General features: G+C 62.9%; 21 protein-coding genes. 16 read left to right on the forward strand and 5 right to left on the reverse strand.

Annotated features, from left to right (window positions below; genetic code table 11):
- Positions 1-93: 93 nt before the first annotated feature.
- The 6 genes from NRG23_RS27050 to NRG23_RS27075 all read left to right on the forward strand — a co-directional run bounded on the left by NRG23_RS27050 (position 94) and on the right by NRG23_RS27075 (position 7,259).
- The gene (locus NRG23_RS27050) at positions 94-1,401 is read left to right on the forward strand and encodes an ABC transporter substrate-binding protein (RefSeq protein WP_009050405.1); all 1,308 of its coding nucleotides are present in this window, start codon (positions 94-96) and stop codon (positions 1,399-1,401) included.
- 163 nt (positions 1,402-1,564) lie between these two features.
- Positions 1,565-2,473: a carbohydrate ABC transporter permease gene (locus NRG23_RS27055; protein ID WP_008032969.1), complete on the forward strand. Its 909-nt coding sequence runs from the start codon at positions 1,565-1,567 to the stop codon at positions 2,471-2,473.
- Positions 2,466-3,311, forward strand: coding sequence for a carbohydrate ABC transporter permease (locus NRG23_RS27060; protein ID WP_009045231.1), 846 nt, complete (start codon positions 2,466-2,468; stop codon positions 3,309-3,311). The genes NRG23_RS27055 and NRG23_RS27060 overlap by 8 nt, the downstream gene beginning before the upstream one ends.
- A 3-nt stretch (positions 3,312-3,314) precedes the next feature.
- A complete protein-coding gene (locus NRG23_RS27065) occupies positions 3,315-4,475 on the forward strand; it encodes an ABC transporter ATP-binding protein (RefSeq protein WP_009050404.1) in 1,161 nt (386 codons plus the stop codon).
- 121 nt (positions 4,476-4,596) lie between these two features.
- A complete protein-coding gene (locus tag NRG23_RS27070; RefSeq protein ID WP_009050403.1) occupies positions 4,597-5,946 on the forward strand; it encodes a carbohydrate porin in 1,350 nt (449 codons plus the stop codon).
- 458 nt (positions 5,947-6,404) lie between these two features.
- Entirely contained in the window at positions 6,405-7,259 is an 855-nt protein-coding gene (locus NRG23_RS27075; RefSeq protein ID WP_101283256.1) for a D-hexose-6-phosphate mutarotase, read from the forward strand.
- A gap of 140 nt (positions 7,260-7,399) precedes the next feature.
- Here the strand turns inward: NRG23_RS27075 and NRG23_RS27080 are convergent, their stop codons facing one another.
- The gene (locus NRG23_RS27080) at positions 7,400-8,260 is read right to left on the reverse strand and encodes a MurR/RpiR family transcriptional regulator (protein ID WP_169914959.1); all 861 of its coding nucleotides are present in this window, start codon (positions 8,258-8,260) and stop codon (positions 7,400-7,402) included.
- Positions 8,261-8,469: 209 nt separating this feature from the next.
- Here NRG23_RS27080 and zwf point away from each other — a divergent pair, with 209 nt between their 5' ends.
- From zwf to NRG23_RS27095, 3 genes are read left to right on the forward strand one after another with little or no spacing between them, the layout of a single operon-like run.
- Positions 8,470-9,939, forward strand: coding sequence for a glucose-6-phosphate dehydrogenase (zwf, locus tag NRG23_RS27085; protein ID WP_023966786.1), 1,470 nt, complete (start codon positions 8,470-8,472; stop codon positions 9,937-9,939).
- Complete coding sequence (pgl, locus tag NRG23_RS27090) at positions 9,926-10,639, forward strand: 6-phosphogluconolactonase (protein ID WP_257372958.1); 714 nt, start codon at positions 9,926-9,928, stop codon at positions 10,637-10,639. The genes zwf and pgl overlap by 14 nt, the downstream gene beginning before the upstream one ends.
- Positions 10,640-10,656: 17 nt before the next feature.
- Entirely contained in the window at positions 10,657-11,322 is a 666-nt protein-coding gene (locus NRG23_RS27095) for a bifunctional 4-hydroxy-2-oxoglutarate aldolase/2-dehydro-3-deoxy-phosphogluconate aldolase (RefSeq protein WP_023966782.1), read from the forward strand.
- Between the two features lie 286 nt (positions 11,323-11,608).
- Here the strand turns inward: NRG23_RS27095 and NRG23_RS27100 are convergent, their stop codons facing one another.
- Together NRG23_RS27100 and NRG23_RS27105 are read right to left on the reverse strand one after the other, a co-directional pair.
- Positions 11,609-12,796, reverse strand: coding sequence for an aminotransferase class V-fold PLP-dependent enzyme (locus NRG23_RS27100; RefSeq protein WP_009050398.1), 1,188 nt, complete (start codon positions 12,794-12,796; stop codon positions 11,609-11,611).
- Positions 12,797-12,806: 10 nt separating this feature from the next.
- Positions 12,807-13,043 (reverse strand): DUF3820 family protein, encoded by a 237-nt coding sequence (locus NRG23_RS27105; RefSeq protein ID WP_007925076.1) that lies wholly within the window; start codon positions 13,041-13,043, stop codon positions 12,807-12,809.
- Positions 13,044-13,072: 29 nt separating this feature from the next.
- Between NRG23_RS27105 and NRG23_RS27110 the strand changes: the two genes are divergently transcribed.
- The 5 genes from NRG23_RS27110 to NRG23_RS27130 all read left to right on the forward strand — a co-directional run bounded on the left by NRG23_RS27110 (position 13,073) and on the right by NRG23_RS27130 (position 16,928).
- On the forward strand, positions 13,073-13,252 hold the full coding sequence (locus tag NRG23_RS27110; RefSeq protein WP_124340654.1) for a hypothetical protein: 180 nt from the start codon (positions 13,073-13,075) through the stop codon (positions 13,250-13,252).
- Positions 13,249-13,716, forward strand: a complete 468-nt coding sequence (locus NRG23_RS27115) for a PA2169 family four-helix-bundle protein (RefSeq protein WP_009050397.1) — start codon at positions 13,249-13,251, stop codon at positions 13,714-13,716. Before NRG23_RS27110 ends, NRG23_RS27115 begins: the two co-directional genes overlap by 4 nt.
- A 156-nt stretch (positions 13,717-13,872) precedes the next feature.
- Positions 13,873-15,861 carry an FUSC family protein gene (locus NRG23_RS27120; protein ID WP_101283250.1) on the forward strand — a complete coding sequence of 663 codons (1,989 nt, stop codon included), beginning with the start codon at positions 13,873-13,875 and terminating at the stop codon, positions 15,859-15,861.
- Positions 15,848-16,054: a DUF1656 domain-containing protein gene (locus tag NRG23_RS27125; protein ID WP_023966774.1), complete on the forward strand. Its 207-nt coding sequence runs from the start codon at positions 15,848-15,850 to the stop codon at positions 16,052-16,054. Before NRG23_RS27120 ends, NRG23_RS27125 begins: the two co-directional genes overlap by 14 nt.
- Positions 16,055-16,064: 10 nt before the next feature.
- Entirely contained in the window at positions 16,065-16,928 is an 864-nt protein-coding gene (locus NRG23_RS27130; RefSeq protein ID WP_016703861.1) for an HlyD family secretion protein, read from the forward strand.
- 139 nt (positions 16,929-17,067) lie between these two features.
- Here the strand turns inward: NRG23_RS27130 and NRG23_RS27135 are convergent, their stop codons facing one another.
- Both NRG23_RS27135 and NRG23_RS27140 read right to left on the reverse strand, forming a co-directional pair.
- Positions 17,068-17,538 (reverse strand): MaoC family dehydratase, encoded by a 471-nt coding sequence (locus tag NRG23_RS27135; protein WP_009050394.1) that lies wholly within the window; start codon positions 17,536-17,538, stop codon positions 17,068-17,070.
- Positions 17,539-17,590: 52 nt separating this feature from the next.
- On the reverse strand, positions 17,591-18,535 hold the full coding sequence (locus tag NRG23_RS27140) for an alpha/beta hydrolase (protein WP_016703862.1): 945 nt from the start codon (positions 18,533-18,535) through the stop codon (positions 17,591-17,593).
- Positions 18,536-18,746: 211 nt separating this feature from the next.
- On the opposite strand from NRG23_RS27140, the gene fadD2 reads away from it, so the two are divergent.
- Together fadD2 and fadD1 are read left to right on the forward strand one after the other, a co-directional pair.
- A complete protein-coding gene (gene fadD2 / locus NRG23_RS27145) occupies positions 18,747-20,435 on the forward strand; it encodes a long-chain-fatty-acid--CoA ligase FadD2 (protein ID WP_016703863.1) in 1,689 nt (562 codons plus the stop codon).
- Between the two features lie 390 nt (positions 20,436-20,825).
- The gene (gene fadD1, locus NRG23_RS27150; protein ID WP_009050391.1) at positions 20,826-22,514 is read left to right on the forward strand and encodes a long-chain-fatty-acid--CoA ligase FadD1; all 1,689 of its coding nucleotides are present in this window, start codon (positions 20,826-20,828) and stop codon (positions 22,512-22,514) included.
- Positions 22,515-22,650 lie beyond the last annotated feature (136 nt).

A 22,650-nucleotide genomic window follows, 5' to 3' on the forward strand; every position in this document is an offset into this window, starting at 1 on the left:
TTCGTTACCTGCGCGGGTAGGCCCCCTGTTTAGAATCCTATGCAGCGCAAGCACCAGACTTGCATGCATAACAACAAGAAAGGTACACCTCAGATGAATGCGATTTCTCGTCTAGCTGCTGTCATTTCCGTTGCCTCGTTGTTTCCCCTCAGTGCATTCCCTCTCGTTTCCGTTGCCGCCGACGCCAAAGGCTCCGTGGAAGTCGTCCATTGGTGGACGTCCGGCGGTGAAAAAGCGGCGGTCGATGTGCTCAAGGCCCAGGTCGAAAAAGACGGCTTCACCTGGAAAGACGGCGCAGTCGCCGGCGGTGGCGGTGCCACGGCCATGACCGTGCTGAAAAGCCGCGCTGTTTCCGGCAACCCGCCGGGCGTTGCCCAGATCAAGGGTCCGGACATCCAGGAGTGGGGCAGCACCGGCCTGCTCAGCACCGACGCCCTGAAAGACGTGGCCAAGTCGGAAAACTGGGACGGCCTGCTCTCCAAGAAAGTCTCCGACACCGTGAAGTACGAAGGTGACTATGTCGCCGTGCCGGTGAACATCCACCGCGTCAACTGGCTGTGGATCAACCCGGAAGTCTTCAAGAAGGCCGGGATCGACAAGGCCCCGACCACCCTCGAAGAATTCTATGCCGCCGGCGACAAGCTCAAGGCCGCCGGCTTCATCGCCCTGGCCCACGGCGGCCAGCCATGGCAGGACAGCACCGTGTTCGAAGACGTGGTGCTCTCGGTCATGGGCGCCGATGGCTACAAGAAAGCCCTGGTCGACCTGGACCAGAAGACCCTCGCCGGCCCGGAGATGACCAAGGCCTTCACCGAGCTGAAGAAAGTCACCAGCTACATGGACCCGAACCGCGCCGGGCGTGACTGGAACATCGCCGCCGCCGACGTCATCAATGGCAAGGCCGGCATGCAGATGATGGGCGACTGGGCCAAGAGCGAGTGGACCGCGGCGAAGAAAGTCGCCGGCAAGGACTACCAGTGCGTGGCCTTCCCGGGCACCGACAAGGCCTTTACCTACAACATCGACTCCCTGGCGGTGTTCAAGCTCAAGGCCGATCGCAAGGGCGATATCGCCGCCCAGCAGGACCTGGCCAAGGTCGCCCTGGGCAAGGACTTCCAGAAGGTCTTCAGCATCAACAAGGGCTCGATCCCGGTGCGCACCGACATGCTCAACGACATGGCCGCGCAAGGCTTCGACTCCTGCGCCCAGGCGGCGGCCAAGGACTTCCTGGCTGACGACAAGACCGGCGGCCTGCAACCGAGCATGGCGCACAACATGGCCACCTCCCTGGCCGTGCAGGGCGCGATCTTCGATGTGGTGACCAACTTCATGAACGACAAGGACGCGGACCCGGCCAAGGCCAGTGCGCAGCTGGCATCGGCCGTCAAGGCCGCCCAGTAAGGTCCGGTGCCGCAGGCTAGCCTGCGGCTGTTCCTGAGAGCGCTCTTCCCCTGTAGGAGCGAGGCTTGCCCGCGAAAGCGTCGTACCTGGCACGACGCGTGATCGTTCATCGCGAGCAAGCTTCGCTCCTGCAGATACTCACTCCTTCAACTGGATTATCCCGATGAGCTCTGTGGCGGTTTTCAGCAAAGCCTCACCGTTCGACGCGCTGCAGCGCTGGCTCCCCAAGTTGGTCCTGGCGCCAAGCATGCTGATCGTCCTGGTCGGTTTTTACGGTTACATCATCTGGACGTTCATTCTGTCCTTCACCAACTCCAGCTTCATGCCGAGCTACAAGTGGGTCGGCCTGCAGCAATACATGCGCCTGATGGACAACGACCGCTGGTGGGTGGCGAGCAAGAACCTGGCGCTGTTCGGCGGCATGTTCATCGGCATCAGCCTGGTGCTGGGCGTATTCCTGGCGGTGCTGCTGGACCAGCGCATCCGCAAGGAAGGCTTTATCCGCACCGTATATCTGTACCCGATGGCGCTGTCGATGATCGTCACCGGCACCGCCTGGAAATGGCTGCTCAACCCTGGGCTGGGCCTGGACAAGATGCTGCGTGACTGGGGCTGGGAAGGCTTCCGCCTGGACTGGCTGGTGGATCAGGACCGCGTGGTGTACTGCCTGGTGATCGCCGCCGTGTGGCAGGCCTCGGGCTTTGTCATGGCGATGTTCCTCGCCGGTTTGCGCGGCGTCGATCAGTCGATCATTCGCGCCGCCCAGGTCGATGGCGCGAGCCTGCCGACCATCTACCTGAAGATCGTCCTGCCGAGCCTGCGCCCGGTGTTCTTCAGCGCCTTCATGATCCTCGCGCACATCGCGATCAAGAGCTTCGACCTGGTGGCGGCAATGACCGCCGGCGGCCCTGGCTACTCGTCCGACCTGCCGGCGATGTTCATGTACTCCTTCACCTTCAGCCGTGGCCAGATGGGCATAGGTTCGGCCAGCGCCATGCTGATGCTGGGCGCCGTGCTGACCATCCTGGTGCCGTACCTGTACTCCGAACTGCGAGGCAAACGCCATGACTAACCAGCTCGGAAAACCTGCGCTGAACTTCAGCCGCATCGCCATCTACGCCACCCTGCTGCTGGCAGCGGCGGTGTACCTGGTGCCGCTGGTGGTGATGCTGCTGACCAGCTTCAAGACCCCGGAAGACATCCGCACCGGCAACCTGCTGAGCTGGCCGGCCGTGATCGACGGCATCGGCTGGATCAAGGCCTGGGACACCGTGGGCGGCTACTTCTGGAACTCGGTGAAGATCACCGTGCCGGCGGTGATCATCTCGACCTTCGTCGGCGCCATGAACGGCTACGTACTGTCGATGTGGCGCTTTCGCGGTTCGCAGCTGTTCTTCGGCCTGCTGCTGTTCGGTTGCTTCCTGCCGTTCCAGACCGTGCTGCTGCCGGCGTCCTTCACCCTCGGCAAGTTCGGCCTGGCCAACACCACCAGCGGCCTGGTGCTGGTGCACGTGGTCTACGGACTGGCGTTCACCACGCTGTTCTTCCGCAACTACTACGTGAGCATCCCGGACGCCCTGGTCAAGGCCGCGCGCCTGGACGGCGCAGGCTTCTTCACTATCTTCGGCAAGATCCTGCTGCCGATGTCGGTGCCGATCATCATGGTCTGCCTGATCTGGCAGTTCACCCAGATCTGGAACGATTTCCTGTTCGGCGTGGTGTTCGCCAGCGGCGATGCGCAACCGATCACCGTGGCCTTGAACAACCTGGTCAACACCAGCACCGGGACCAAGGAATACAACGTTGATATGGCGGCGGCGATGATCGCCGGGCTGCCGACACTGCTGGTCTACATATTCGCTGGCAAGTATTTCCTGCGTGGGCTGACGTCCGGCGCGGTCAAGGGGTAAAAGATGGCAACTCTCGAATTACGCAACGTCAACAAGACCTACGGTACTGGCCTGCCGGATACCCTGAAGAACATCGAACTGAAGATCGATGACGGTGAGTTCCTGATTCTCGTGGGGCCTTCGGGCTGCGGTAAGTCCACCCTGATGAACTGCATCGCCGGCCTGGAAAACATCAGCGGCGGGGCGATCCTGGTGGACGACGCCGACATCAGCGGCATGAGCCCGAAAGACCGTGACATCGCCATGGTGTTCCAGTCCTATGCGCTGTACCCGACCATGAGCGTGCGCGACAACATCGCCTTCGGCCTGAAGATCCGCAAGATGCCGGCCGCCGAGATCGACGAGGAAGTGGCGCGGGTGGCCAAGCTGCTGCAGATCGAACACCTGCTCAGCCGCAAGCCCGGCCAGCTGTCCGGCGGCCAGCAACAGCGCGTGGCCATGGGGCGGGCCCTGGCGCGGCGGCCGAAGATCTACCTGTTCGACGAACCGCTGTCCAACCTCGACGCCAAGCTGCGGGTCGAGATGCGCACCGAAATGAAACTGATGCACCAGCGCCTGAAAACCACCACGGTCTACGTCACCCACGACCAGATCGAAGCCATGACCCTGGGCGACAAGGTGGCGGTGATGAAGGACGGCATCATCCAGCAGTTCGGCACTCCGAAACAGATCTACAACGACCCGGCCAACCTGTTCGTGGCCAGCTTCATCGGTTCGCCGCCGATGAACTTCATCCCCCTGCGCCTGCAACGCAAGGACGGCCGCCTGCTGGCCCTGCTGGACAGCGGCCAGGCCCGTTGCGAGCTGCCCCTGGGCATGCAGGACGCCGGCCTGGAAGACCGGGAAGTGATCCTCGGCATCCGTCCGGAGCAGATCGGCCTGGCGAACGGCGAGGGCAACGGCCTGCCGACCCTGCGCGCCGAGGTCCAGGTCACCGAGCCGACCGGCCCCGACACCCTGGTGTTCGTCAACCTCAACGGCACCAAGGTCTGCTGCCGCCTGGCGCCGGATGTGGCGCCGCAGGTCGGCGAAACCCTGACCCTGCAATTCGATCCGGCCAAGGTTCTGCTGTTCGATGCCAAGAGTGGCGAGCGCCTGGGTGTTGCGGCCCCTGCGCAGACCGAAGCCCATGCCAGCAACGTGGCGCAGTTCAAGGGGCGTTGAAGCCGGCGTTATTGGAGCAGGGACGTACCGAATGCGCGGCGGATGGCCTGTCATCCGTCGCATCAGGTGTAAACCGCGTTAGAGAAAAACAGTTAATAACAATAAAGACGAGGATGTAGGGATGAAAAAGAAGAGCACCAATGCACGCTTGATCTGCCAGTTGTCAGCGATTGCGGCAATGACCCTGGCCGGTAGCGCGCACGCTGACGAAGCGTTCAGCGCCGATTCGAAATGGATGACCGGTGACTGGGGTGGCGAGCGGACCAAACTGCTCGAGAAAGGGATCGACATCAAGGCCGATTACGTTGGCGAAATGGGCGCCAACCTGCATGGCGGCTACAACGACGACAAGACCGGACGCTACAGCGACCAGTTCGGCCTGGGCGTGGCGCTGGACCTGGAAAAGCTCTGGGGCTGGGATAACACCCAGGCGAAGATCCAGCTGACCAACCGTAACGGCCAGAACATCTCCAACGACCGTATCGGCGACCCGCGTGCCGGCACCTTGAGCTCCTCCCAGGAAGTCTACGGCCGTGGCCACATGGTGCGTCTGACCCAACTGTGGATCCAGCACCAGTTCCTCGACGGCAAGCTCGACGTCAAGGCCGGTTACTTCGGCGAAGGCGAAGACTTCAACACCTTCCCCTGCGACTTCCAGAACCTGGCGTTCTGCGGCTCCCAGGTGGGCAACTGGGCGACCAACATCTGGTACAACTGGCCGGTCAGCCAGGCGGCACTGCGGGTGAAGTACCACATCACGCCTGAGCTGTATGCGCAGATCGGCGCGTACAACCAGAACCCGTCGCAACTGGAACACGGCAACGGCTTCAAGCTCAGCGGCAGCGGTACCAAGGGCACCGTGCTGCCGGTCGAGCTGGTCTGGTCGCCGAAGGTCAACAACCTGCCGGGCGAGTACCGCGTCGGTTACTACAAGAGCACGGCCGATGCCAGCGACGTGCGCGAGGACGTCAATGGCCAGGACGCCGCCGTCACCCGTGACAGCTATCGCGTGCACAGCAGCAAGCACGGCTACTGGTTCGTCGGGCAGCAGCAACTCACCACTCACAACGGCGATGCGACCCGCGGTCTGAACATCGCGGCCAACGCCACGTTCCACGACAAGGACACCAACTTCATCGACAACTACCAGTCGCTGATGCTGGTGTACAAGGGCCCGTTCGACGCACGTCCCAAGGATGACGTCGGCATCGGCTTCGCCCGTATCCATGTCAACGACGACGTGAAGAAAAACGCCCAGTTGCTCAATGACACCAACGGCGTCAGCAACTACGACGATCCGCTGTTCTCGCCGATCCGCGAGACTGAGTACAACTACGAAATCAACTACGGCTTCCATGTCACCAACTGGCTGACCGTGCGTCCCAACCTGCAGTACATCACCCATCCAGGCGGTGTGGATGAAGTCGACAACGCCCTGGTGGCCGGCCTGAAAATTCAGTCGGTGTTCTAAGGTCTGTACGAAAAGTCGGCGAGCGAAGGTCAGGCAAGGCGCAACGACCAACGGGAGTAACAGCCGAAGGCTGGCCCGGAGGGTGAGCGCAGCGAATCAAAACAGGCGAGGAACGGCCGGGGTCGCGTTCGACTGTAGGGGCCTACATGAGCATTCCGAGCCTGTTTTTAACGCAGCATGACCGAGCGCAGCCACTTTTCGTACAGAGCTTAACGCTGTTGCGATAAGCTCCTCCTCTCTGTGCGCATTTTTGCGGATGGCCCAGGCTATCCGCTTTTTTTTGGGGACGAACCCGTTCCCTGTAGCCGCTGCCGCAGGCTGCGATCGGCCGGGACGGCCGTAGCGTCCTCAAGATCGCTGAAGGCCTGCGGCCTTATCGCAGCCTGCGGCAGCGGCTACAGGGTTTTGCGCATCAATGATGAATATCGGTACAGCAATGATCTTCAGGACCGTGGCCCATGCATGAGCATCCGCTACAACGCTTTTTCAAATCCTTGCGCGAGCGCCCGATCTTCGCGTGGGAGCGCTATCAGATGCGCGACGTGCTGGTGATCGACCATCCGCTGTGCCAGGCGGTGTTCAGTCGCCAGGGCGCGCAGCTCCTGCATTTTCAGCCGACCGGGCAGAAGCCCTGGCTGTGGTGTGCGGCGAAGTGGCCGCAGGTCGGGGCGATCCGTGGTGGGGTGCCGGTGTGCTGGCCCTGGTACGGCCGTCACCCGAGCGAAAACGCCTGGCCATCCCATGGCTGGGCCCGACTGATCGACTGGAAGCTGCTCGACAGCCGCAGCGATGACGAGGGCGTGTACCTGCACTGGCAGTTGCAGCTGTGCGACTGGCAGGTCGACCTGCACGCGCACCTGGGCGAAAGCATGGACCTGCGCCTGAGCACCGAGCACCAGGACAGCCTGCCGTGCCAGCTGAGCCAGGCTTTGCACGCCTACTGGCGTATTGGCGACGTCGGCGAGGTAGCGCTGTCTGGGCTCGACGGCGCCGAGGGTTACGACCAGTTGAGCCGCCAGGCGTGCCGGCAAACAGGCGAGCTGCGGGTCGATGGTGGCTGTCAGCGGGTGTTCCAGCACGAGGGCGAGTTGCAGCTCAAGGATCACGCCTGGCAGCGCGAATTGCGCATCGACACCGGCGACAGCGCCGACACCGTGGTCTGGCATCCGGGCAGCCGGCCGCTGCTGGGGGTGAGCTGGAACGAGGTGTCCGGGTTCGTCTGCGTCGAGGCGGCGGCGGGGGGCACCGACAGCCTGTGCCTGGCGCCGGGGGAGCGGGCGCATCTGAGTCTGCAGGCGCGGGCGGGGGCTTAGTGGCGGGTTGGCGGTGTGGCTGGTGCCGTCATCGCGGGCAAGCCTCGCTCCTACGGAAACGCATTGACTGTAGGAGCGGCCAGTCGACGCTCGATTGCCCGCGATAAGGCCGGAGGCGCTGGCGCCGGGTTTCGCGAAACTCAGTTGTACTCGTCGCCCACCGGATAGCGGCTGGCGTTGAGGCTTTCCTTGATCTTGCGCAGGTGCGGCTGGAAGTCCACGCCGCGGCGCAGGGTCATGCCGGTGGCGAGGACGTCGAGCACGGTGAGCTGGATGATCCGCGAGGTCATCGGCATGTAGATGTCGGTGTCTTCCGGCAGCGGGATGTTCAGGCTCAGGGTGCTGGCCTTGGCCAGCGGCGAACCGGCGGCGGTCAGGCCGAGTACCGAGGCGCCGTTTTCCCGGGCGATGCGCGCCACTTCCACCAGTTCGCGGGTGCGCCCGGTGTAGGAGATGATCACGAACAGCTCGCCGGTGTGCGCCACCGAGGCGATCATCCGCTGCATCAACACGTCGGCGTGGGCGGTCACCGCCAGGTTGAAGCGGAAGAACTTGTGCTGGGCATCGAGGGCCACCGGGGCCGAGGCGCCGAGACCGAAGAAGTGGATCTGCCGGGCCTGGATCAACAGGTCGACGGCACGGCTGATCAGGTTCGGGTCCAGGGCCTGGCAGGCGCTGTCCAGCGAGGCGATGGCGCTGCCGAAGATTTTCTGGGTGTAGGCTTCGGGGTTGTCGTCGGCTTCCACTGCGCGGCTGACGTAGGCCGCGCCGCTGGCCAGGCTCTGGGCCAGTTGCAGCTTGAGTTCGGGGTAGCCGCTGACACCGAACGAGCGGCAGAAACGGTTGACCGTCGGCTCGCTGACCGAAGCGGCCTGGGCGAGGGCGGCAATACTGAAGCGGGTCGCCTGCTGTGGGTTGAGCAGGATGACTTCGGCGACTTTACGTTCCGCCTTGTTCAATTCTTCAAGGCGATTCTGGATCTGTTCCAGAAGATTTCGCACGCGGTCCATTAGGGTTTTCCTGGTTCGGCAATGCAAAGGAAGCCGGTCTTAACCGGTCTTTGGCGGTGGCCTATCCTACTGATGGCTCCGACGGACCACCACTTCGAATCTGTATTTTGCTAAAATGTTGTGGTTATTACTACATTTTCCCTTGAGTGATGCCTTGAAAAAAGGTATTTGTAGCTTAACTTGATAAAAGAACAAACATCATGCCTTCGATAACGGTTGAACCGTGCACCTTCGCCTTGTTCGGCGCGCTGGGCGATCTGGCGCTTCGCAAATTGTTTCCTGCCCTGTACCAGCTCGATGGCGCCGGTCTGCTGCATGACGACACGCGCATTCTGGCCCTGGCCCGCGAGCCGGGCAGCGACCAGCAGCACCTGTCTTTCATTGAAGCGCAATTGCGCAAGTATGTCGGTGCCAAGGAGATAGACCCTGCGGTGCTGGAGCGCTTCCTGGCGCGCCTGACCTACCTGCACGTGGACTTCCTCAAGGCCGAGGATTACCTGGCCCTGGCCGAGCTGGCCGGGCGCGAGCAGCGCCTGATCGCCTATTTCGCCACGCCGGCGGCGGTGTACGGGGCGATCTGCGAGAACCTGTCGAAGGCCGGGCTGGCCGAAAACACCCGCGTGGTGCTGGAAAAGCCCATCGGCTCGGACCTGGAATCGTCGCGCAAGGTCAACGACGCGGTGGCGCAGTTCTTCCCGGAGAACCGCATCTATCGCATCGACCACTACCTGGGCAAGGAGACGGTGCAGAACCTGATCGCCCTGCGTTTCGCCAACAGCCTGTTCGAGACCCAGTGGAACCAGAACTACATCTCCCATGTGGAAATCACCGTGGCCGAGAAGGTCGGGATCGAAGGCCGCTGGGGCTACTTCGACAAGGCCGGCCAGCTGCGGGACATGATCCAGAACCACCTGCTGCAACTGCTCTGCCTGATTGCCATGGACCCGCCCGCCGACCTCTCGGCCGACAGCATCCGTGACGAGAAGGTCAAGGTGCTCAAGGCCCTGGCGCCGATCAGCCCGGAAGGCCTGACCACCCAGGTGGTGCGTGGCCAGTACATCGCCGGGCACAGCGAAGGCAAGGCCGTGCCGGGGTACCTGGAGGAAGAGAATTCCAACACCCAGAGCGACACCGAGACCTTCGTCGCCCTGCGGGCCGACATCCGCAACTGGCGCTGGGCCGGGGTGCCGTTCTACCTGCGTACCGGCAAGCGCATGCCGCAGAAGCTGTCGCAGATCGTCATCCACTTCAAGGAGCCGTCGCACTACATCTTCGCCCCCGAGCAGCGCCTGCAGATCAGCAACAAGCTGATCATCCGCCTGCAGCCGGACGAAGGTATCTCCCTGCGGGTGATGACCAAGGAACAAGGCCTGGACAAGGGCATGCAACTGCGCAGCGGCCCGTTGCAGCTGAATTTTTCCGACACCTATCGCAGCGCGCGGATCCCCGATGCCTACGAGCGGTTGTTGCTGGAAGTGATGCGTGGCAATCAGAACCTGTTTGTCCGCAAAGATGAAATCGAAGCCGCGTGGAAGTGGTGTGACCAGCTGATCGCCGGGTGGAAGAAATCCGGCGATGCGCCCAAGCCGTATGCGGCCGGGTCGTGGGGGCCGATGAGCTCCATCGCACTGATCACGCGGGACGGGAGGTCATGGTATGGCGATATCTAAATTGAAACTGCCCGCGGGCGTACACGCCCACGAGTTCCATAGCCCGGCGCTGTTGGCCGAAGGCCTGGCGCTGAAGGTGGCCGGGCAACTGAGCCAGGCGATCCAGGTTCGCGGCGAAGCCACCCTGGTGGTGTCCGGCGGGCGCAGCCCGGTGGCGTTTTTCCAGCACCTGGCCAAGCAGCACCTGGACTGGTCCAAGGTCCTGGTCACCCTGGCGGACGAGCGCTGGGTACCGGTGGAGCATGCCGACAGCAACGCCGGCCTGCTCAAGCGCTACCTGCTGCAAGGGGCGGCGGCCAAGGCGAAGTTCCTCAGCCTGTACAACGCCGCGGCGAACCTTGAGCAGGCCGCGGAGCAAGCCGATCGTCTGCTGGCCGAGTTGTCGGCCATCGATGTGCTGATCCTGGGCATGGGCGACGACGGTCATACCGCCTCGCTGTTCCCCAACAGCCCGAACCTGGCCGAAGCCCTGCAGGCCGACGGTCAGCGGCGCTGCTGGCCGATGCTGGCGCCGAGCGTGCCGCATCAGCGCCTGAGCATGAGCCGCGCCTTGCTGGCTTCGGCCACCTACAGCGTGCTGTCGATTTCCGGTCAATCCAAATTGGCCACCCTGAGTGCCGCACTGGCCGGTGACGATGTCGCCGCGATGCCGATTCGTGCCTTCCTGCAACCTCCGTTAGAGATTTACTGGTGCCCATGAGCCAAGGATCAGCCGCTATGACAAACCCACAACCGACCGTTTCCATGGCGGACAAAGTTGCCCTGATCGACAGCCTCTGCGCCAAGGCGCGGATTCTGCCGGTGATCACCATCGCCCGCGAACAGGACGTGCTGCCCCTGGCCGACGCCCTGGCCGCCGGTGGCCTGACCGCGCTGGAAGTGACCCTGCGTTCGCAGTTCGGCCTCAAGGCCATCCAGATCCTGCGCGAGCAGCGTCCGGAGTTGGTGACCGGCGCCGGCACCGTGCTCGATCGGCAGATGCTGGCCGCCGCCGAAGCCGCCGGTTCGCAGTTCATCGTCACCCCGGGCATTACCCGTGACCTGCTGGAAGCCAGCGTCGCCAGCCCGATCCCGCTGTTGCCGGGGATCAGCAATGCCTCCGGGATCATGGAGGGCTACAGCCTGGGCTATCGCCGCTTCAAGCTGTTCCCGGCGGAAGTCAGTGGCGGCGTGGCCGCGATCAAGGCCCTGGGCGGCCCGTTCGGCGAGGTGAAGTTCTGCCCGACCGGCGGTGTCGGCCCGGCCAATATCAAGAGCTACATGGCGTTGAAGAACGTGATGTGCGTCGGCGGTAGCTGGATGCTCGATCCCGAGTGGATCAAGAACGGCGACTGGGCGCGGATCCAGGAGTGCACGGCCGAGGCCCTGGCGCTGCTGGACTGACAGGTTTCCTGCTTTTTTCAAAGATTCGTTGGTGTGTTCTACGGCTTTACGGTGCGCTTGGTCGGTGCACCGTTTTTTTTTGCCTGGAGAAAAGTTGCCTGGCGACAGGGGCTCTTCTGTAGGAGCGCAGCTTGCGCGCGATGACGCCGGGGCGGACAACGCGATCTGAATGGTCGCCACTGTCTGTAGCCGCTGCCGCAGGCTGCGATCGGCCGAAAGGCCGTAGCGTTCTCAGGATCGCAGAAGGTCCTTCGGACCTGTCGCAGCCTGCGGCAGCGGCTACAGGCTACTGGGCCGCCAGTTCAGTCAATGCCTCGACCAGCAACTGGATATCCGAGGCTGGTGTGGTAAAGCCCGGAGTCACGCGGATACAGGGCCCGCAATGCGAACCGCTGCGCGCCACGGTGAACAGGTTGTATTCCTGAAGCAGCCGTTCGGCCATCGCCTGCTGGTCCGGCTGGCGGGTGAAGCGAAACGAGGTGATGCCGCAATACAGCCGTGGATCGTCCGGGGTCATGACTTCAATCCCGGGCAACTCGCGCACCTGGCTCACCCACAGGTCGCGCAGGTAATTCAGGCGCGCGCCCTTGAGGGCCGAGCCGCCCATGCTGCGGTGTTCCTCGAACACCCGGGGCAAGGTCAGCCAGGCCGGAATGTTCGGCGTGCCATAAGGCGCCCGTGAGCGGATATCGTCCAGGGCATAACGTTGCTCGCCCATGTCCGGATCGATATCGGCCAGGCGTTGCGGGTCGATGTAGACAAACCCCAGGCTCAGCGGTGCGCCAATCCATTTCTGCAGGTTGTAGCCGGCGAACGCCACGCCGAGTTCGCTGAGCTGGAAATCGACCTGGGCCAGGGCGTGGGCGCCGTCGAGGATGACGTCGATTCCCCGTTCGCGGGCCTCCAGGGCAATGGCCTGGACTGGCAGCACCAGCCCGGTGCGGTGGGTTACGTGGGTCAGGGCCATCAGCTTCAGCCTTGGGTAGCGCTCGAAGGCCTCGCGGTAGCTGGCCAGCAGGCTGTCGAAACTCGCCGGGTGGGCGTGCTCGATCTCGATGACCTCGACCCCGCGATGGCGCGCCAGCCAGCGCATGGCGCCCTTGACGCTGTCGTATTCCAGGTCGCTGAACAGCACCTGGTCGCCCGGCTGCAGACGGTTGTAGTTGCGGATCAGCGACTGCAATGCCTCTGAAGCACTGCGGGTGAGGGCGATGGCCAGGCGGTCGACGCCGAGCAGTTCGGCCAATTGCTGTCGAATCTGCAAATTGCCGATCTGTTCGAAATGCTGGCGCACATGCACCGAGTTGCTGCGGTTCACGAAGTCGATCTGGCGCTGGTATTCCTCGACCACGGCGCGGCTCATGCGCCCGAAATAGCCGTTTTCCAGGTTGATCGGCCCGGGTTCGACGTCATAGCGCTGGGCAATGGTCAGCCAGTAATCTTCGTCGCGGGCGAGTTGGGCATTGCTGGGCATGGCGGGCTTCTTAATGACGGGGTTTGGGTTTGCCGTGTTTGGCGCGCAGCGGGTCCAGTAGATCGGAAAGGCCGTTGTGATCGATTTCCTGCATCAATGCCAACAGGCCGCCCAGTTCGCCGTGGGGGAAACCTTCGCGGGCGAACCAGTTCAGGTAGGGGCCGGGCAGGTCGGCGAGGATGCGGCCCTTGTACTTGCCGTAGGGCATTTCGCGGGTGACCAGAAGTTCAAGTTTTTCGGGATTCATGGCGGCTGTCTGTAGAGGTGACGAACACCTTGGAAAATACAGGCATTCTGCATGCAGGCCAAATGACAGATCATGCAAATAACGCGGATACAGAAAGCGGTAAAAAACTTAACTTTTTGAAAAGTAATGAAAAAATTTTAATTCCAGGGCTGGCACGCAGGGTGCAACACCTATCACAACTCCCTCAACCTGGAAGGAATGGAAAATGACTGGCATCAACAAAGAAGCGATTTCGATCCTCAACGACCTGATCGAAACCAGTAAGGACGGTCAGGAGGGGTTCAAGACCTGCGCAGAAGACATCAAGCATCCTGAGTTGAAAGCGCTGTTCGTCAAGCGCTCCGCCGATTGCGCCACCGCTGCGGCCGAATTGCAGGCCAGCGTGCGTTCGTTGGGCGGCGATCCGGAAACCTCCACCAGCGTCAGTGGCGACCTGCACCGCCGTTGGGTCGACCTCAAGTCCCTGGTGACCGGCAAGGATGAAGAAGCGGTGCTCAACGAGGCCGAGCGCGGTGAAGACCATGCGCTGAAAGCCTACAAAAACGCGCTGGAGAAAATCAGCAAACACAACCTGGTCGGCATCCGCGACCTGGTGGAGCGTCAGTACCATGGCGTACAGCGCAACCACGATCAGGTCAAAGCCCTGCGCAACCAGGCCCGTGCCCGTTCATAACGGGTCAAACCTGTCAAAAACGCCAGCCTGTCTGGCGTTTTTTTATGCCTGAAAATTAATACTGGACGACTGATAGTTAGCTAGCTAATAATTTGCGGGTGTCATTTCTCGCTTCAGTACATCTATCGTTGTTTTGTCCTTCCCAGGGTTCTTTCCGTGCGTATCACTTTGCAGGCGCTGTTCGCCCCCAATCTCCCGGCCGTGCAGTTCGCGATCAAGACCGTGCTCGGCGCCGGCCTGGCGCTGTGGCTGGCCATGCGCTGGGGGCTGCAGCAGCCGTCCTGGGCGCTGATGACGGCGATCATCGTTGCCCAGCCGCTGTCCGGGATGGTCCTGCAAAAGGGCATGGCACGGCTGGTGGGGACGTTGGTGGGCACCTGCATGTCGGTGCTGTTCATGGGGCTGTTCGCCCAGACTCCCTGGCTGTTCCTGCTGGCCCTGGCGCTGTGGCTGGGGCTGTGCACCGCCAGTTCGACCCTGCTGCGCAGCGCCTGGTCCTATTCGTTCGTGCTAGCCGGCTACACCGTGGCGATCATTGCCTTGCCGGCGATCTCCCACCCGTTGTCGATATTCGACCAGGCCGTGGCGCGTTGTACGGAAATTTCCCTGGGCATTATCTGCGCCACCGCCAGCAGTGCCTTGCTCTGGCCGATGCGGGTCGAGCGGCAGTTGACCGCCCAGGCGCGCAGCGCCTGGCAAAGCGGCATGCAGGCGGCGCGGGCGACCCTGGCCGGTGATGCCCTGGCGCGCAAGGGGCTGCTGGAAATCCTCGGGCGCATCGTCGCCGTGGACTCGCAGCGCGAACATGCCTGGTTCGAAGGCCCGCTGGGCCGGCAACGGGCGCGGGCGATCAGCGCCTTGAGCCAGAAGCTGCTGATGCTGCTGCGGATCTCCCGTTCGGTGCGCCGGCAATGGAAACAATTGGACCAGGCCGAGGCGGACCAGCTGGCACCCTGGATGGAACAGGTGCAGCAGGCCCTGGCGGCCATGGACAAGCCGACCTTGCAGGCGTTGCGGCCGCAGTTGCTGGACGCTTCCCACGACGCGGCCATCAGCTCGGCGCAAAGCTATTGCCTGGCCCGCTTCACCCTGTTGCTGGACACCGCCCTGGCCGCCGGCGCGGCGCTGCAGGCGGTGGAGGAGGGCACGGCGCCGGTCGAGCAGCCGGCGACCCTGAGCCCCCATCGCGATCTGTCGCTGGCGCTGTTGTTTGGCGCGCGCAGTGCCCTGGCCTTCCTCACTGTGGCCTGCTTCTGGCTGGCCACCGCCTGGCCGGCGGCCTCGGGGGCGATGCTGCTGACCTGTGTGGTGTGCGGCCTGTTCGCCAGTCGGGAAAACGGTGCGCAGATCGGCATGAGTTTCATGCGCGGCATCTTCCTGGCGATCCCGGTGGCCTTCGTGGTCGGGCAGATCCTGCTGCCGCAGTGGAGCAGTTTTGCCTTGCTGGCGATGGCCATGGGCGTGCCGCTGTTTTTCGGCGCGCTGGGCATGGCCAAACCCCAGATCGGCGCCACGGCCACCTCGTTCTGCCTGCACTTCGTGGTGCTGATTTCGCCGCAGAACCAGATGACGTTCGACGTCGCGAACTTCCTCAACAGCGCCCAGGCGATGGTGCTCGGCGTGGGCGCCGCGGTGCTGGCGTTCCAGCTGCTGATCCTGCGCGACCCGGCCTGGCATGGGCGGCGCCTGTTGGCGGCGACCCTGCAGGATCTGGTGCGCCTGACCCGGCGCAACCTGCGCGGCGCGGAAAGCTGGTTCGGTGGGCGCATGGCCGATCGCCTGCTGCAACTGGCGCGGCACTACCCGGAATTGCCGGAGCAGGCGCGCAGCCGCTGGGACGATGGCCTGCTGGGCCTGGATATCGGCGACGAACTGATGCACCTGCGCTTGAGCCTGGCGGTGGCCCAGGTGCCCGCGGATGCTTCGCAGCGACGTTATTTCGAGTATCTGGAGCAAGTGCTGGAGCGCGGGCCGGGCGCCGGTCGTGGCGACGCGCTGGCCGACGCCAGCACCGCCTTGCTCGAGGCCCTGGACAGCCAACCGCCCAGCGATGCATTGAAGCTGGCCCAGGGCGCGGTGGTGCAGTTGCAGAAGAGCTGGCGCACCTGGTGCCGGCAGCAGGAGGAAAACCATGGGGCTGCGTGAGTGGTCGCTGGGCGGAGTATTGCTCAGCCCGTTTCTGATTTATGTGGTGCTGGCACTGGTGTTGACCGGGGCGTTGCGCATGCTGTTGCGCGCAACGCCGCTGGGACGCTGGATCTGGCACGAAGCACTGTTCGATGTGGCCTTGTACGTCTGTGTCCTGACGTTGGTCACTGTCGTACTCGGACCTTTATAAGGAGTTGTTCATGCGTGCTTCCGTACGTATCGCTTTTACCCTGTGCCTGGTGGCGGCGGCGCTGTTTGCCGGCTTTCACCTGTGGCAGTACTACATGCTCACGCCCTGGACCCGGGATGCGCGGATTCGCGCCGACGTGGTGATAGTCGCCCCCGACGTCTCGGGCTGGGTGCGTGAGCTCAAGGCTCATGACAACCAGGCGGTGAAGGCCGGCGACCTGTTGCTGAGCATCGACCGCGATCGCTTCGAGGCGGCGCTGGAAAAGGCCCAGGCAGTGGTGCAGACCCGCCAGCAGCAACTCAACCTGAAAGAGCGCGAAGCCAGCCGCCGGGCCAGCCTCGGCCCGCAGGCGATCAGCGCCGAACTGCGGGAAAACGCGCAGATCAATGCCGGGGTGGCCCGTGGCGAGCTGCGCCAGGCCCAGGCCGACGCCAAGGTCGCCGAACTCAACCTGGCGCGCAGCCAGGTCCGCGCGCCGCGCAGCGGGCACATCACCAACCTGCGCCTGGCCGAAGGCAACTATGTGAATGCCGGGCAATCGGTGATGGCGCTGATCGACGATTCGACCTTCTACGTGCAGGCCTATTTCGAGGAAACCAAACTGCCGCGGATCAAGGTCGGCGACCCGGTCAAGGTGTGGCTGATGAGCGCTGGGGAAGCCTTGCAGGGGCATGTGGAAAGCATCAGCCGCGGCATCACCGACCGCAATGCCACGCCGGACGGGCAATTGCTGGCCGAGGTGGAGCCGACGTTCAACTGGGTGCGCCTGGCGCAGCGGATTCCGGTGCGCATCAGGCTCGACAAGGTGCCCGAAGGCGTCAACCTGAGCGCCGGGATGACGGCGAGCGTGCAGGTGGAGGAGGGGAGTCGCTAATCCCGCCTGTAGCCGCTGCCGAGCCTGCGAGGCAGCAACCGCTAGCCTCGAGTCCCGGATCTACCTGGGTAAACGCAGTGGCTGATTTTGTGATTGCTACGCAATCGATCGCAGGCTGCGCCAGCGGCTACAGGGCGGCTTAGCCGATATTGATGGCCGGCAAGGTCGGCAGGGTAACGGTCTGTTGTTTGCGCGGGGCGAGGATTTCGGCTTCGCCGTCCACCACCAGCTCATCGCGCTGGTTGAACACACGGGTGGCGATACGCACACGGAACTTCGGCAGTTTTTCGAGGATCTCCAGGCGCACGGTCAGGGTGTCGCCGATCTTCACCGGCTTCTGGAAGCTCATCTTCTGGCCGATATAGATGGTGCCCGGCCCAGGCAGCTCGCAGGCCACCGCGGCGCTGATCAGCGCACCGCTGAACATGCCGTGGGCGATACGCTCCTTGAACATGCTGGCGGCAGCGAATTCGGCGTCCAGGTGCACCGGGTTGTGGTCGCCGGACATGGCGGCGAACAGCTGGATGTCACGCTCTTCCACGTGCTTGCTGTAGCTGGCGGTCTGGCCGACTTCGAGGGCTTCGTACGGGGTGTTGGTAACTTGGGTCATCTCTCTCAAGTCCTGTGCTGAGCGTTGATTGGCGTATTGATTGGAAACAGGGTCATTCAGTCTTCGGCGGTCGGCGATGCTGCAGGGCCTGGTCGAGCCAGGCCAGTACATCGGCCGTCACTTCGTCGCGGTTGCTTTCATTGAACAATTCGTGCCGCGCCTGCGGGTAGATATTGAGCTGCAGGCACTGGCTGCCGGCCTCGCGCAAAGCACCGGCCAGATCCTTCAGACGTATGCCATTGCTCACCGGATCACATTCTCCGCCCAGTATCAGCAATGGCAGGCCCGGATCGATCTGGGCCAGGTTGGAGGCCTTGCTGATTTGCTGCAGGCCGCCCAGCAGGTCGATCCACAGCTGATTGCTGCAGCGAAAGCCGCAGAGCGGGTCCTGGGCGTATTTGTCGACTTCGTCGGGGTCGCGACTGAGCCAGTCGAAGGCCGTGCGGTTGGGCTTGAAGGCTTTGTTGAACGAGCCGAAGGACAGCCATTCGATCAACGCGCTGCGGCCCAGGGCGCCCTGGCGCCAGCGTTCGAAGCGGGCGATCTGGCGGGCGGCGCGGTACAGCGCCACCGGCTGGAAATTCGAGCCGCTGAGGATGGCCCCGTACAGGCTGGCGCTGTGGTGCAGCAGGTAGGCCTGGGCGATGTAGCTGCCCATGCTGTGGCCCAGCAGCACGATCGGGGTTCCCGGGTGCTGCTGGCCGATGTGCTGGTTGAGGCTGGCCAGGTCGCCGACCACCTTGCACCAGCCGTCGTCGTCGGCGAAGTGCCCGAGTACCCCGTGCTCGGCGGTCTTGCCGTGGCCGCGCAGGTCCAGCGCATAGACGCCGTAGCCTTCATTGCACAGCGCCTCTGCCAGCCTGGCGTAGCGCCCGCTGTGTTCGGCCATGCCGTGGGCCAGCAGGATCACGGCCTTGAGCGGGGCCGCTGGGAGCCACTGGTTCACGTAGAGCTGGCTGTGGTCGCTCGCGGTCAGCCAGAAAGAGTGGTGGATCATGGCGATTCCTTTGCACGGGGTCGTTGCATTGTATAGCTCATCGTCGCGGCCCCGTCCGATCTGCGCGCGCCATGGCGGCAAGATTCACGTTGTCAATGACGCCGCCGCCCGTATTTGCCCTATTCGCCATAGCTGCTAACGTCCGCAGAGCCCCGCCTTTCGTAGCGTCAGAGAAGCGGCCCGGACAGCTCAGGTAAAGAGGACAAGAACAATGCAGCCTGATTTCTGGAATGACAAACGCCCGGCCGGAGTGCCCGTCGATATCGACCTGGGTGCCTATAAGTCGGTGATCGAGGTGTTCGAGCGTTCCTGCAAGAAATTCGCCGACCGCCCGGCCTTCAGCAACATGGGCGTGACCCTGACCTACGCCGAGCTGGAGCGCTACAGCGCGGCCTTTGCCGGTTATCTACAGAGCAGCACCGACCTGGTGCCGGGCGATCGCATCGCGGTGCAGATGCCCAACGTCCTGCATTACCCGATCGCCGTGTTCGGCGCCCTGCGCGCCGGGCTGATCGTGGTCAACACCAACCCGCTGTACACCACCCGGGAAATGCGCCACCAGTTCAAGGATTCCGGGGCGCGGGCCCTGGTGTACATGAACCTGTTCGGGCAGAAGGTCGAGCAAGTGCTGCCCGAGACCGACATCCAGTTCCTGATCGAGGCGAAGATGGGCGACCTGATGCCGTCCGCCAAGGGCTGGCTGGTCAATACCCTGGTCGACAAGGTCAAGAAGATGGTGCCGGCCTATCGCTTGCCCCAGGCCGTTTCCTTCAAGAGCGCGTTGCGCCTGGGCCGTGGCCAGCCGATCAAGCCTTTGAACGCCCGCCTGGACGACGTCGCCGTGCTGCAATACACCGGCGGCACCACGGGGCTGGCCAAGGGCGCGATGCTGACCCACGGCAACCTGGTGGCCAACATGCAGCAGGCCCGTGCCTGCCTCGGGCAACTGGGGCCGGACGGCCACCCGCTGCTGCGCGAGGGCCAGGAGGTGATGATCGCGCCGCTGCCGCTGTACCACATCTATGCCTTCACCGCGAACTGCATGTGCATGATGGTCACCGGCAACCACAACGTGCTGATCACCAACCCGCGGGACATCGGCGGTTTCATCAAGGAGCTGAAAAAGTGGCGCTTCTCGGCGCTGCTGGGGCTGAACACGCTGTTCATGGCGCTGATGGATCATCCCGAGTTCAAGACCCTCGACTTCTCCAATCTCAAGCTCACCAACTCCGGGGGCACGGCGCTGGTCAAGGCCACCGCCGAGCGCTGGGCGCAGTTGACCGGCTGCCGCATCACCGAAGGCTACGGCCTGACCGAAACCTCGCCCGTGGCCTGCACCAACCCTTACGGCGACCAGTCGCGCCTGGGCACGGTGGGACTGCCGGTGCCGGGCACGACCCTCAAGGTCATTGATGACCAGGGCGTCGAGCAGCCGCTGGGTGAGCGCGGCGAGCTGTGCATCAAGGGGCCGCAAATCATGAAGGGCTACTGGCAGAAGCCGGAGGCCACCGAGGAGGTGCTGGATGCCGAGGGCTGGTTCAAGTCCGGCGATATCGCAGTGATCGATCCGGATGGCTTCGTGCGCATCGTCGATCGCAAGAAGGACATGATCATCGTCTCGGGTTTCAACGTGTACCCCAACGAAATCGAGGACGTGGTGATGGCCCATCCGAAAGTCGCCAACTGCGCGGTGATCGGTGTGCCGGACGAGCGTTCGGGGGAGGCGGTGAAGCTGTTCGTGGTGGCCCGCGAGTCGGGGGTCAGCCTCGAAGAGCTGAAGGCCTACTGCAAGGAAAACTTCACCGGCTACAAGGTGCCGAAGCACATCGTGTTGCGTGAGTCGTTGCCGATGACGCCGGTAGGCAAGATCCTGCGTCGGGAGCTGCGCGACATCGCCTGATGTTTCACCGGATGTAACAGTCCCGCGCCAGGGCGCGACCATCGCGAGCAAGCCTCGCTTTTACCGGAACCCAGGGTTTCTGTAGGAGCGAAGCTTGCTCGCGATGCTTTTTGGGGGCCGCAAAAGCCCGTTCCAGAGCCCTATATGGTTGTATAGAATTTTTACTCTAAAAATGACTATTGAATATTCTTGAGTCACTAAAGTGACTGTTTAGGCCGATTTTGGCTCTAGGCGGCCTTTGGCAAAGCTGCTACTCTCGGCGCGCTTTGTGACTTCTCGGCCTATGTAGACAGCCAGACTCACCAACAATAGACATCAATAAAAAACACACACAAATAATAATCGCATCAAGTGCGCTGACGAATTCGCGTTGCTGAGGAGTGGGCTTCCATGATCCAAGACTTTTGGAAGGATAAGTACCCAGCTGGGATTGCTGCCGATATCAATCCAGACGAGTATCCGAATATTCAGGCGGTGTTGAAGCAGTCCTGCCAACGTTTTGCCGACAAACCGGCCTTTAGCAACCTCGGCAAGACACTCACCTACGGTGAGCTGTACGAACTGTCCGGTGCTTTTGCCGCGTACCTGCAACAGCATACCGATTTGCAACCCGGCGATCGAATCGCCGTGCAACTGCCCAACGTCCTGCAGTACCCGGTCGCAGTATTCGGCGCCATCCGCGCCGGCCTGATCGTGGTCAACACCAACCCGCTGTACACCGCGCGGGAAATGGAACACCAGTTCAACGACTCCGGCGCCAAGGCCCTGGTGTGCCTGGCCAACATGGCGCACCTGGCCGAAGCCGTGGTGCCCAAGACCAGCGTCAAGCATGTGATCGTCACCGAAGTGGCGGACCTGCTGCCACCGCTCAAGCGCTTGCTGATCAACAGCGTCATCAAGTACGTGAAGAAGATGGTGCCGGCCTATCACCTGCCCAAGGCCGTCAAGTTCAACGATGTGCTGAGCCAGGGCCATGGCCAGCCGGTCAAGGACGCCAACCCGGCCAGCAGCGATGTCGCCGTGCTGCAATACACCGGCGGCACCACCGGCGTGGCCAAGGGTGCGATGCTGACCCACCGCAACCTGGTGGCGAACATGCTGCAATGCCGGGCGCTGATGGCCTCCAACCTCAATGAGGGTTGCGAGATCCTGATCACCCCGCTGCCGCTGTACCACATCTATGCCTTCACCTTTCATTGCATGGCGATGATGCTGAGCGGCAACCACAACATCCTGATCAGCAACCCGCGCGACCTGCCGGCGATGGTCAAGGAACTGTCGAAGTGGAAGTTCAGCGGCTTCGTCGGCCTCAACACCCTGTTCGTCGCCCTGTGCAACAACGAAGCCTTCCGCAAGCTGGATTTCTCGGCGCTGAAAGTCACCCTGTCCGGCGGCATGGCGCTGCAACTGGCGGCGGCCGAGCGGTGGAAGGAGGTGACCGGTTGCCCGATCTGCGAAGGTTACGGCATGACCGAGACCAGTCCGGTGGCCACCGTCAACCCGGGCCAGAATATCCAGATCGGCACCATCGGCATCCCGGTGCCGTCGACCCTGTGCCGGATCGTCGACGATGCCGGCAACGAGCTGCCCCTGGGCGAAGTCGGCGAGCTGTGCGTCAAGGGCCCGCAGGTGATGAAGGGCTACTGGCAGCGCCAGGACGCTACCGATGAAGTGATGAGCGACGGCTGGCTGAAGACCGGCGATATCGCGTTGATCCAGCCCGATGGCTATATCCGCATTGTCGATCGCAAGAAAGACATGATCCTGGTCTCCGGCTTCAATGTGTATCCGAACGAGCTGGAAGACGTGCTGACGGCCCTGCCAGGCGTGTTGCAGTGCGCGGCGATCGGCGTGCCGGACGAGAAGTCGGGCGAGTCGATCAAGATCTTCATCGTCGCCAAGCCGGGCGTGACCCTGACCAAGGAACAGGTGATGGAGCACATGCGCGCCAACGTCACCGGCTACAAGGTGCCCAAGGCCGTCGAGTTCCGCGATGCGCTGCCGACCACCAACGTCGGCAAGATCCTGCGTCGCGAACTGCGCGACGAAGAGCTGAAGAAGCTGGGCGTGAAGAAGTAAAACGCCAGGCCAACAAAAAGCCCCGCATTCGCGGGGCTTTTTGTTGGGCGCTTGTGTAGCCGCTGCCGAAGGCTGCGATCGACCTCGCAGAGGGCGTCGTTTTTGCCGGCGCGGGAGGTCCTGCGGACCTTGCGCA

This window comes from Pseudomonas sp. T8 (assembly GCF_024610635.1).
Taxonomy (GTDB): Bacteria; Pseudomonadota; Gammaproteobacteria; order Pseudomonadales; family Pseudomonadaceae; genus Aquipseudomonas; species Aquipseudomonas chlororaphis_I.